The following is an 11052-nucleotide window of genomic DNA, read 5'->3' as shown; positions in this document are numbered from 1 at the left end:
ATATCAAAATGAACAATATCGATCATATTATATTAGGATTACTCAAAGACAATGCACGGATGTCCATTACCGATCTGGCGGCCAAAACGCGTGTTTCTCGCGCAACGGTACAGAAGCGAATTGAATATATGGAATCGACTGGTGTTATTACTGGTTACACAGTGCGCTTCCGCCCCAGTGCAGAGAAAAATATCATTCGGGCATGGATGAATATTATGGTTGAAGGCACCAAAGCCCAAGCCGTTATCCGCGAACTGCGTCTCGAATCTGCGGTAGAGCGTCTGCATACCACCAATGGAAAATGGGATATTCTGGTCGAGCTACAATCAGACAGTCTGGAAAATTTTGATAAGGCTTTGGAGCGAATCCGAAATATTTCAGGCATTTACAATAGTGAAACCAGTATTCTGTTGTCGACCTATAAAACCTGATCAGGTCAAAAGTCAAAGATTGCAGACATAAATAAGGGCGCATGATCTGAATAATCATGCGCCCTTTAAAAAATCACTTATCGCTTAAGCAGTGACACGACGGTAACTACGATATTCTGGTGTCCAGAAATTATCATCAATCACTGTTTTCAACACATCATTACTCATCGGAACAGCCAAGCCATCAGCCATTGCCGCTTTTGCCACTTTAAAAGCAATAAACTTGGACACTTGCTGAATATCATTAATATTCGGCAATAAATCCGCTGCTGGATTTTTCAGGCGTGGCGAACAATCTGCCAATGCGGTACTTGCAGCCATCAGCATAGAGTCACTGATATGCGTTGCGCCACATGCGATGACACCGAGACCAATTCCAGGGAAGATATATGAGTTATTACACTGCGCAATGCTATAAGCCTTGCCCTGATAATAAACTGGCGCAAATGGACTACCTGTGGCAACAATCGCCGCGCCATCTGTCCATTCGATAATATCTTTAGGTTGTGCTTCCACTTGTGAAGTCGGGTTCGACAGTGGCAGAACAATCGGATGTTTATAATATTTCGCTAAGGTTTTGATCACTTCTTCACTGAACAAGCCAGCCTGACCAGAAACACCAATCAGAATACTTGGTTTGGCATTTTTCACCACATCCAGTAAACCGACATATTCACCCGTATACTCCCAGTCACTAATGGCACTGGTTGGTGTCGCCAGCTTCTGCTGGAAATCGAGTAAATTCGGCTGTTGATCGGTCATGAGACCAAAACGATCCACCATAAAGATACGTGAACGTGCTTCGTGATCACTTAGCCCTTCATCCATCATTTGACGAACGATCTGCTCTGCGATACCGCAACCTGCTGAACCCGCACCAACAAACGTAATGGTTTGATCTTTAAGCTGCTTGCCTTGTGAACGAGATGCCGCAATCAGGGTTGCCGCTGTTACAGCCGCCGTGCCTTGAATATCGTCATTAAAACAGCAGATCTTGTCTCGATACTGGGTTAATAATGGCATGGCATTCATTTGCGCAAAGTCTTCAAACTGGATCAGTACATCAGGCCAACGCTGACGCACCGCAGTAATAATTTGCTCAACGAATTCATAATATTGCTCACCACGAATACGCGGTTGTTTCCAACCCATATAGATTGGATCATTCAGCAATTCTTCGTTGTTGGTTCCAACATCAATGGTAATCGGCAACGTATAGGCAGGACTGATACCACCACACGCGGTATATAGTGATAATTTGCCGATCGGGATACCCATCCCCCCAATCCCCTGATCGCCGAGCCCTAAGATACGTTCGCCATCTGTAATCACGATGACTTTGACATTTTTCTTATTCACGTTGTGAATAATTTGGTCAATGTACTTACGTTCTGGATAAGAAATGAAGATACCACGGTGACGACGGTAAATGTCAGAGAAACGCTGGCAGGCTTCCCCTACCGTCGGGGTGTAGATAATCGGTAGCATTTCATCCAAATGCTGACTCAATAAACTATAGAACAGGGTTTCATTGGTATCTTGGATATTTCTTAAATAAATATGCTTATTCAGGTCACTGTCAAATGAAAGGTACTGTTGATAAGAGCGTTGAGTTTGCTCTTCGATGTTTTCAATATTGTATGGAACGAGACCATGTAAATTAAAATTTTCTCTTTCTTCTTCAGAGAAAGCAGAGCCTTTATTTAACAGCGGAAGTTCTAAAAGAGCATTCCCAGCATAGGGAATATATAAAGGTTTTTTGATTTTACTAGGGGTCGCAGGCATACCTTACTCTTGAGATTATCCGTCAAATATATAAAATTTCGTTGCTTAAATTCTTATACAAAAAGAATTCTGGCGAAGTGAATAATTTACACTAATCCGCCATCGAAACCGAATAATCTGACGGTATGCAAAGTGATTCAACATTTAGGAAATAAATAGTACTCGCTAATAATGCACATTTGTAGTCCATCTGTGGCGATATTTTGTAGGTTTTTTATACACCCGACCTAATCTGTATAATTATTCAACACAAATAGATTTTAGATCTCATCTTTAATCAAACACAGCAATTTTATTTTTTATTCAGTATCCCACAGAACCATAAAGGAAGCCTGATTTACTCGCTTATCGAAAATCGTTTTTCCTTTATGTCCGAGTGTATAGGTTAAGCCCGCTTTTTCTTGGATTTCTTGGTAAAGAAACTCAATGCATGTGAATAATGAGTCGGCGTAATACGCTGAATCAGATCAATGATTTTTGCATCATTTCCAATCAGAACACGTGCTTTATCTGCTTTCACAGCTTCAAGAATAATTTTGGCAGCTTGTTCAGGTGGTGTTTTCAACACTTTGTTAAAGGCTTGACTGGCTTTAGCTGGATTCATTCCCAAAGCCCGAATGCTGTCACTCATACGTGCACTATTGGCAATGTTGGTTCGAATACCGCCAGGATGTACACAGGTCGAGCTCACCCCATTCTGTTGCAGCTTTAATTCTTGGCGCAATGATTCAGTAAAACCACGAACTGCAAATTTAGTTGCATTATAGGCACTTTGGGTCGGTTGAGCCGTTAAGCCAAACAGACTGGAAATATTCACAATATGCCCTTCGCCACTTTGTTTTAAATAAGGCAGAAACTCTTTGGTGCCATAGACCACCCCCCAAAAGTTAATCTTTAAGATCCAGTCCAGCTCCTCATAATCCATCCCTTCGACGGTACTTGCCAGCGCCACACCCGCATTATTAAAAATCAGGTTAATCTTGCCATGTGCTTTAAAACTCTGTACTGCCCATTCACGCACTGCTTCCTGATCAGAAACATCCAGCTGTGTCAGGGTAACATTGACAGGATATTGCTGTAACAAAGCCTTCGTCTCTTGCAATCCCTGTTCATTGACATCACTCAAAGCTAAATGTGCACCTTGCTGTGCCAGCAAAAGTGCAAGCTGTCGACCAATCCCTGAACCTGCACCTGTAATTGCAGCGACTTTCTGATTAAAACTTTTCATGGGTAGACTCTAGATGAAGTTGATAAAAATGGGCTGCATTTTGTCTAAAAACGGCGTGCATCGCCTGCTCACCATAAGGACGAAGCATCTGGATATAAGCCTGCACAAGATCATTCAATGTCGCATTGGCTTTATCCATAGGAAAATTAGACGCATACATAATGCGGTTGATGCCAAAGACCTGAACAGCATGTTCAAGCAATGGGCTGAGTAGATTCACGATTTCAGAAGGCGTTGCTGTTCGTTTTTGTTGATAAAAGCGATGTCCTAATACTGGCATCATCAAGCCTGAAATTTTGGCATAGACATTTTTCTGTTCAGCCAGAACTGCAATATCTTGTTGCCATTGTTTAAAAATAGACTCACGCTGCGATGCTGTAATCCCCGTTTTCTTACCCACAGCTCCAAACAAGCCAGCAGGTGTCGCCAGATGATCAACGATGATACGGGTTTGAGGAAATTGTTTCGCCAGACTGGTGATTTCTGCTAACTGAGTGGAATATCCCCATGCATCAAAAGATAAATCCATTTTTGCAAGTTGTTCAAAACCTTTTAAGAATTTCTTGTCACGATAAAGATGAGGCCGATCACACCATCGATAAATGCCACTATCCTCATGCCAGGCCGCCATTTTACGAATACCACGAAATAGTGGGCTCGCCTGCTGATGAGCTTTAAGAATGTCTTTGAATTTTCGGTCTCTTGGGTCAGCCGCAGCAACGATGGCACCCAGCTTTAAACCGTGACGATTAAAATCTAATTGCTTGATCCAGTTGGTTTCTTCCACCACACCCAAGCCTTTGTGATGATGCCAGTTTGCTTCGACATGCACCACGTTTTCTACAGGAAATAAACTGCTATCGTTTTGATAATGCGTTGGTAAATAGGGATTCAATGCGTATTGGGTTGTACCTAAAGTTTCTAATAAAGGCTTAGGTTTGACTAAACGAACAACACGATCCATAACAGCGGGATATTTCCCTAAAGCTTTGACCAATACAGCAGCAGAATGCGGTGTGTGATAAGGATCCCATTGATGGATATGTGGATCAATGATCAAAAAGCCTAATTCTTCCATGGATTAACTCAATATAATTATTTTAAATTGGTGATACTTTATCTAACTGTAACCGTATTTCATCACTGTAGCCTACCGAACAAGTCAGTATGAATAAAATGATTTATTTCAATATGACATTATGAATACGATTCATTTATTTTTGCTTTGATCTTTTTAAAATTATAAATTCATCAACAATTTCAATTAATTGAAAAGCATTTATCTCAAATAAAGTAATTCCCAAGGAACAAAAAAAAACTCAAAATAATTTACGTATTATCAAACTCTTATTTTTTCAAGCTTCCTACTTTCCAGCAAGTTCTTGTAAATGATTCCTATTTAAATATACTGAGCACGCTTTTATCGCTGCATTGACCCAAATTGTCATCAGATTGATAGTCTCTTTTCTCCAGTCTCTACCCTATTTTTGGTATCGCTCAGGTATTCCTATGTCTGCATTCTCTCCGCGTAAAAATCTCATCACGATTGAAATTTTAAAATATAGCGGTTCATTGCTTCTGTCTTGTATTCCTGTGCTGACTTGGGCAGAAACTGCTGCACCAGAAATCACACAGCTAGACACCATCAAAGTACAAGCTGAATCCAGCTCAGGCTATATCGGAACGCAAACAGCATCGACCTTAAGAGGTAAACAAAAAAATCTGGAGAGCTCTCAAACCGTCAATGTCGTTTCCAAACAATATGTGAAAGATTATATGCCCGCGAATCTGGATAATGCACTCACACAAGTCAGCGGCATTACTCAAGGCAACACCTTAGGCGGCACTCAAGATACGGTTATGAAACGCGGTTTTGGAGACAACCGTGATGGTTCAATTACCGTGAATGGCATGCCAATTGTGCAAGGTCGAACCATGAATGCGGCAGTTGAACAGGTTGAAGTATTAAAAGGCCCAGCTTCTCTCCTTTACGGCATTATGGACCCTGGCGGTGTGGTCAATGTTGTCACTAAAAAACCTGAAATGACCCAGAAAACCGAAATGGCAATCTATGGTTCAAGCTTTGCTGCGGGTAAAAATGGTTTAGGTGCAAGTCTGGATACTACGGGCGCAATTAATGAAAGTAACTTTACCTATCGTTTTATTGTCGATCATTCTGACGCAGACTATTGGCGTAATTTTGGTAATCTCAAACAGACTTTAATCGCTCCGTCTGTGGCATGGAACAATGGTCAGACCAAAGTCAATCTCAGCTATCAATATCGTCATTTTGATGTTCCTTTTGATCGCTCAACCATTTTTGATCCCAACACCAAAAAAGCTTTACCGATCTCAAAATACCAACGTCTAGATGAAGCTTTTAATCAAATGAAAGGTGAAGATCATCTGGCACAACTGTTGGTTGATCATCAAATTAATGACACCTGGTCAGCGCATTTCGGCTATACCTATAACTACGAAACCTATGATGCTAACCAGTTACGCGTCACCTCGTTAGATACAAAGAATCATACTGTGAAGCGTCGTACCGATGCGACCTTAAATGCAGAAAGCATAGATAGTAATGCCCAAGCCTATCTCAATGGCTCGATCAATCTGCTCGGTTTAAAGCATGACATTCAGATCGGTTCGGATATCGAATACCGTAAATATTTCCGTCCCGATATGGTTCGTGGAGACACTTCTACCCTAGACTATCTCAACCCAGATTTTGGCACTGTCGAAGCTTCCCGCAATATCGTCGCGTCGGATAGTGACCAAACCGATAAATTGCATACCTATGGTTTTTATCTGCAAGATGCGATCCATTTAAATGAAAAATGGATTGCGGTGCTTGGTGGGCGTTACTTACATTATCAACAGACTGCTGGGCGCGGCAGACCATTTAAAGAAAATACCAATACCAATGATGATGCTTGGCTTCCACATGCAGGTTTAGTCTATCAATGGAATGACCAATTTTCATTGTATGGGAGCTATACCGAATCACTCAAACCGAACTCTACAATTGCTCCTTTAGGTGGCAATGCTGTTATTGACTCGGATGTCCGACCTGAACAGGCAAAATCTTATGAACTCGGTGCAAAATATGAATTTAATGATCGTATTAAGGCCAACTTTGCACTCTACGATATTAAAAAGCGTAATGTGCTTGCCAAAATAACCAATTCATCAATCAAAGAAGTAGAACTACACACCACAGGTGCCGTCCGCTCTAAAGGTGCTGAACTCGACCTCACAGGCCGTCTAACTGATCAACTCGACGCCACCCTGACCTATGCCTATACCAACGCCAAAGTCACTGAAGATGAAACTGGTCTACAAGGCAATCGTTTAAATAATGTGGCACGAGATACCGCCTCACTCGCATTGGCCTATAACTACGGCGAACTTTATAATGGCAATTTACGTTTAGGACTCAGTGGCAATTATGTCGGTAAGCGCGCAGGTGATTCAGAAAACACCTTTGACCTACCTGAATATATGCTTGCCAATGCCTTTATCAGTTATGACACCACCTTTGCCAAACAGGCAGTTAACTTTCAGTTTAATTTAAATAATATTTTCGATAAAACCTACTATACCGCCAGCGTTAATAATCTGGCGGTATCACAAGGTGACTCTCGCCAAGCGGTGTTGCGAGCAACGTTTAAATTCTAAAATAGAGGAACAGAGCAGTGCTTAAATCACTGCTCTGTTGAGATCAATATGAAAAAGCTTCTTTCTATCACGCTGATCACAGCACTGTTTACCTTAACATCTTCTGTTTATGCGAAGACAAAAATTGCGCTCATTTCACAGCTCAATGGCGCATCTGCTTCTGCCGATGTATCTATTCAGAAGTATTTACAGACTCAAGGTTATCAAGTTGAGCTCCTTGATCAATCTGTTTCGCCAAGCAACTTAAATCATCCTGATCTGGTCATTCTTTCTTCAACGGTTGCGTCCAAAAATTTAAAATCAGGTTGGCGTCAACTCCCGATTCCACTGATGACGTGGGAAAATGATTATCTCGATGATCTGGCGATGACAGGTAAACGGATCGATACTGATTTTGGTGAAGTTGAGAAAGAACGTTATTTGTGGCTGGTCAATGCACCGCATCCCCTATCGGCGAACCTTCCTGCGGGAACGCGCAACGTTTATAAAGCACAGGCACCCATGAGTTGGGGCAAGCCGGGATTAGGTGCCACCATTATTGCAACGATTTATGGTCAACCAGAAAAAGTGGCCATCTGGGGTTATGAAAAAGGTGCAACCATGGATTATGAATCTTTGGCCCCAGCAAAAAGGCTGATGTTCTTTCTCAATAATGAGACCTTCCCCAATCTTTCAGAAGATGGTCTCAAACTGTTTGATGCCTCAGTGCAATGGTTATTAAAGAAATAGACTTAAAAATCGGCTTGCACTTTCTTAAGGATGCATCAAATTTCAGCCCATGACACAGCAAATGCTTAGGATTTTTGAACATAGATCCTAAGCATCTGGGTAACGTTGTTATAAAAGATATTCCCAGATCACGTAGCCAATGCCAAAGCCTAAAAAGGCATATAGTGTAATAATGAAGAACACAAAACTGGCATTATTCTTTTTTTTCAAAAAACTCATATCGGTACCTTTCGCTTTGCTCAATTCATATTGTTATAGTGCAGGAAGGTACAGAACAAGAAAAGACACAGAATTTTGCAAAAAAAATATAACAGATTGATATAAAACTTGAGAATTGTTATGAAAAACAGCCCTGAATATATGTATAGGAGACATGAAAAACGTCTTTCTCATACATTCAGGACTGCTTCAAGCTGTTATTAAGCGACTCAGTAATCAGGTTCGAAGATGAGGATTTTCCAGCGGCAGATCATCGACTAAGTGCTCATCAAAAATATCCGTCAGCATACTGTCATAGCGTTTAGCATTGTATTGTAAAAGCGATTCTGCCTCAGCAGTGCTGATAAAACCTGTTTCAATCGCATTGGTAATGTGTTCTTCAAAGCTTAGCCCTGTAAACTGGTCTTTTGACTCCGCTTTTTTAAATTTATTCCACAACGGTTGCAACTGTAACAGACTTTGGAAAGTGGACTCCATCCGTCCCATTACATCATTTGCATCTGTCGTATAATAAACATGTTGTTTGAGCTGATCTCGGAACGCATGCTCTTGCATCATCAATTGCGCCACTTCCTGTTTCAATTGATCCGATGGTGCCGCAATTGGACGACCAAATGGGAAGCAAATTAATTTCACCATACAGGCTGCAAGTTTCATTGGGAAATTATCATAGAAGCTAAAGAAGGCTTCTTGCACCTGATACAAAGCTTTATTCAACGCTAATTCCGCATGTTTCTTTTCTGCCTCGGTTCTTTGTCCATGCTCATAATATTTCAAGATCGCAGTGGCGATAAATAAATGCGCATGAATATCAGCCAAACGCCCAGACAGCATTTCTTTACGTTTTAAATCACCCGCCAGAATCCCAAGCGCCATATCTGCCGTTAATGCAAAATCAGCACTGAAACGGTTAATCGTACTGTAATAGCCTTTGGAAAAATCATCGGCTTGTTTAGAGCCATCATCCGAACCACCCGTGATCGAAAATGCAACAGCTTTAGCGGCACGATTGAAGGTATAGGCTAAATGTTTAAACAATAGTGGCGAAAATTCTTTAAACGCTGCGGCTTTATCTTCCGACTGCAACAACTGCAATTCTTCAAACAAATAAGGATGGCAACGCATCGAACCTTGACCAAAAATCATCAACGAACGGGTCAGAATATTTGCCCCTTCTACCGTAATAGCCACTGGAATCGATTGATAAGTCAATGCAAGGAAGTTACGTGGGCCTAACTGAATCGCTCGACCACCCACCACATCCATACCGTGATTGACCACCTTACGCATGGTTTCAGTCGCATAGTATTTTGCCATTGCCGTCATCACCGCAGGCGTTCCACCTTGGTTCAAACCACAGGTCACCAGATAACGGAATGATTCCAGCATATAGGCATCACTGGCGATATCACTGGTCGCCTCTTGTACCCCTTCAAAATGTCCAACCGAGATTTTGAATTGTTGACGCACACTGGCAAATGCACCCACCAGTAGATAACTCATTTCCCCTGCCGCGGTTGCCAAAGCAGGCAGTGAAATACCACGCCCTACGCCTAGACATTCCATCAACATACGCCAGCCTTTACCAGCATTTTGCTGCCCGCCAATAATCCAGTCCAAAGGAATAAATACATCACTCCCCTCAACCGTACCATTCATAAACGGCGCCCCTGGATTATGTCGTGGGCCGATATGAATGCCTTCATGATCGGCTGGAATCAAAGCGCAGGTAATGCCATATTCCACTTTACTTTTGTCGCCCAATAAACCTTCTGGATCATAAAGTTTAAAAGCCAAACCAATCACGGTTGCAATCGGAGCCAATGTGATCCAACGCTTAGAGAAATTCATTTTTAAGCCAAGGACTTCCTGACCTTGGTATTGCCCATAGCAGACCACACCCGTATCCGGGATCGCACCTGCATCCGAACCTGCTTCAGGGCTGGTCAAACCAAAACAAGGCACTTCTGTACCATTTGCAAGGCCGGGTAAATAACGTTGTTTTTGCTCTTCTGTACCATAGTGCAGCAACAACTCACCCGGCCCAAGCGAATTCGGCACCATACAACTCACCGCAGCAGTCAATGAGCGAGAAGCAATCTTGCTCATGATTCGACTTTGCGCAAAAGGCGTAAATTGTTTACCACCAAATGTTTTTGGAATAATCAAACCAAGAAAGCCATTGTTTTTAATGAATTGCCAAACCTCAGGCGGCAGGTCTTTTTCCTGATGATGGATCTGCCATTCATCCAACATTGAACAGAGCTGTTGTACTTCATTATCTAAAAATGCCTGTTCTTCTGTAGATAAGACTGGATAAGGATATTGATCAAACTTTTTCCAATCAGGTGCTCCCATAAACAGTTCTTTTTCCCACCAGCTTGTACCTGCGTCCAACGCCTCTCTTTCCGTCGTACTCATACTCGGCATGGCATTTGAAAGCACTTTAAAAGCGGGTCGACTGATCAATGCATCACGTAACGGCGTAATTAAGAGAATAATACTTGCGATGATGATGGGCACGCCCAGTAACAAACTCCAAGGCGTAATCAAAATGCTACATAGAATGGCAGTTACAATCGCCACCACACAGCCAATAGTTCGCGTAGCTTCAAAATAAAAGAGAGCCCAAATAACAAAAAGCTGAATCAATAGGCCAAGCAATATGAATAATACAATCATGTTTACTCCTTTGGCTCAGATCGGCATACAGCAGAAATGAGAAACGTTGAGTGAATTTATAGTTGAGATAATTCTTTAATAAAATGATTGTTTTTTATTCTACATATCGGGTCGGTATTTGCTCGCTTAACTACTAAAATTTACATAAATTCATCGAGATGACACTAAACAGTTTTCTCATTCATAATCTAAACATTAAAAACTATTTCCAAAAAAATTATGAAAATAACTTATGAAAATTAGCACTAATCATAATAAATATTATTTTTGTGTTTTTAGAATATATAACGCTTACTT

General features: G+C 41.5%; 8 protein-coding genes. 3 read left to right on the top strand and 5 right to left on the bottom strand.

The window, feature by feature from the left end:
• Positions 1-8 precede the first annotated feature (8 nt).
• Complete coding sequence (locus A9Z07_RS15160) at positions 9-431, top strand: Lrp/AsnC family transcriptional regulator (RefSeq protein WP_004771166.1); 423 nt, start codon at positions 9-11, stop codon at positions 429-431.
• 84 nt (positions 432-515) lie between these two features.
• Here A9Z07_RS15160 and A9Z07_RS15155 read toward each other — a convergent pair whose 3' ends face one another.
• From A9Z07_RS15155 to A9Z07_RS15145, 3 genes are all read right to left on the bottom strand, one after another.
• On the bottom strand, positions 516-2216 hold the full coding sequence (locus A9Z07_RS15155) for an NAD-dependent malic enzyme (RefSeq protein ID WP_005256577.1): 1701 nt from the start codon (positions 2214-2216) through the stop codon (positions 516-518).
• A 385-nt stretch (positions 2217-2601) separates the two neighbouring features.
• Positions 2602-3444, bottom strand: coding sequence for an SDR family NAD(P)-dependent oxidoreductase (locus A9Z07_RS15150; RefSeq protein WP_069579719.1), 843 nt, complete (start codon positions 3442-3444; stop codon positions 2602-2604).
• Positions 3431-4522, bottom strand: a complete 1092-nt coding sequence (locus tag A9Z07_RS15145; protein ID WP_069579718.1) for an amidohydrolase family protein — start codon at positions 4520-4522, stop codon at positions 3431-3433. Before A9Z07_RS15145 ends, A9Z07_RS15150 begins: the two co-directional genes overlap by 14 nt.
• 431 nt (positions 4523-4953) lie before the next feature.
• Between A9Z07_RS15145 and A9Z07_RS15140 the strand changes: the two genes are divergently transcribed.
• Both A9Z07_RS15140 and A9Z07_RS15135 read left to right on the top strand, forming a co-directional pair.
• Positions 4954-7125 (top strand): TonB-dependent siderophore receptor, encoded by a 2172-nt coding sequence (locus tag A9Z07_RS15140; protein ID WP_069579717.1) that lies wholly within the window; start codon positions 4954-4956, stop codon positions 7123-7125.
• Between the two features lie 48 nt (positions 7126-7173).
• Entirely contained in the window at positions 7174-7854 is a 681-nt protein-coding gene (locus A9Z07_RS15135) for a hypothetical protein (protein ID WP_062846738.1), read from the top strand.
• 108 nt (positions 7855-7962) lie between these two features.
• Here the strand turns inward: A9Z07_RS15135 and A9Z07_RS17925 are convergent, their stop codons facing one another.
• Together A9Z07_RS17925 and A9Z07_RS15130 are read right to left on the bottom strand one after the other, a co-directional pair.
• On the bottom strand, positions 7963-8073 hold the full coding sequence (locus A9Z07_RS17925) for a hypothetical protein (protein WP_005229212.1): 111 nt from the start codon (positions 8071-8073) through the stop codon (positions 7963-7965).
• Positions 8074-8289: 216 nt separating this feature from the next.
• Entirely contained in the window at positions 8290-10755 is a 2466-nt protein-coding gene (locus A9Z07_RS15130) for an acyl-CoA dehydrogenase (RefSeq protein ID WP_069579716.1), read from the bottom strand.
• Positions 10756-11052 lie beyond the last annotated feature (297 nt).

Origin of the sequence: Acinetobacter sp. YK3, from assembly GCF_001729365.1 — a bacterium.
In the GTDB taxonomy this organism is placed as follows: domain Bacteria; phylum Pseudomonadota; class Gammaproteobacteria; order Pseudomonadales; family Moraxellaceae; genus Acinetobacter; species Acinetobacter vivianii.
Note: the sequence above shows the minus strand (reverse complement) of the source record. Positions and strands in the feature narration are given on the sequence as shown.

Coding starts and splice junctions, on each gene's coding strand:
- A9Z07_RS15160 (WP_004771166.1), top strand. CDS start 9: ATGAACAATATCGATCATATTATATTAGGATTACTCAAAGACAATGCA.
- A9Z07_RS15155 (WP_005256577.1), bottom strand. CDS start 2,216: ATGCCTGCGACCCCTAGTAAAATCAAAAAACCTTTATATATTCCCTAT.
- A9Z07_RS15150 (WP_069579719.1), bottom strand. CDS start 3,444: ATGAAAAGTTTTAATCAGAAAGTCGCTGCAATTACAGGTGCAGGTTCA.
- A9Z07_RS15145 (WP_069579718.1), bottom strand. CDS start 4,522: ATGGAAGAATTAGGCTTTTTGATCATTGATCCACATATCCATCAATGG.
- A9Z07_RS15140 (WP_069579717.1), top strand. CDS start 4,954: ATGTCTGCATTCTCTCCGCGTAAAAATCTCATCACGATTGAAATTTTA.
- A9Z07_RS15135 (WP_062846738.1), top strand. CDS start 7,174: ATGAAAAAGCTTCTTTCTATCACGCTGATCACAGCACTGTTTACCTTA.
- A9Z07_RS17925 (WP_005229212.1), bottom strand. CDS start 8,073: ATGAGTTTTTTGAAAAAAAAGAATAATGCCAGTTTTGTGTTCTTCATT.
- A9Z07_RS15130 (WP_069579716.1), bottom strand. CDS start 10,755: ATGATTGTATTATTCATATTGCTTGGCCTATTGATTCAGCTTTTTGTT.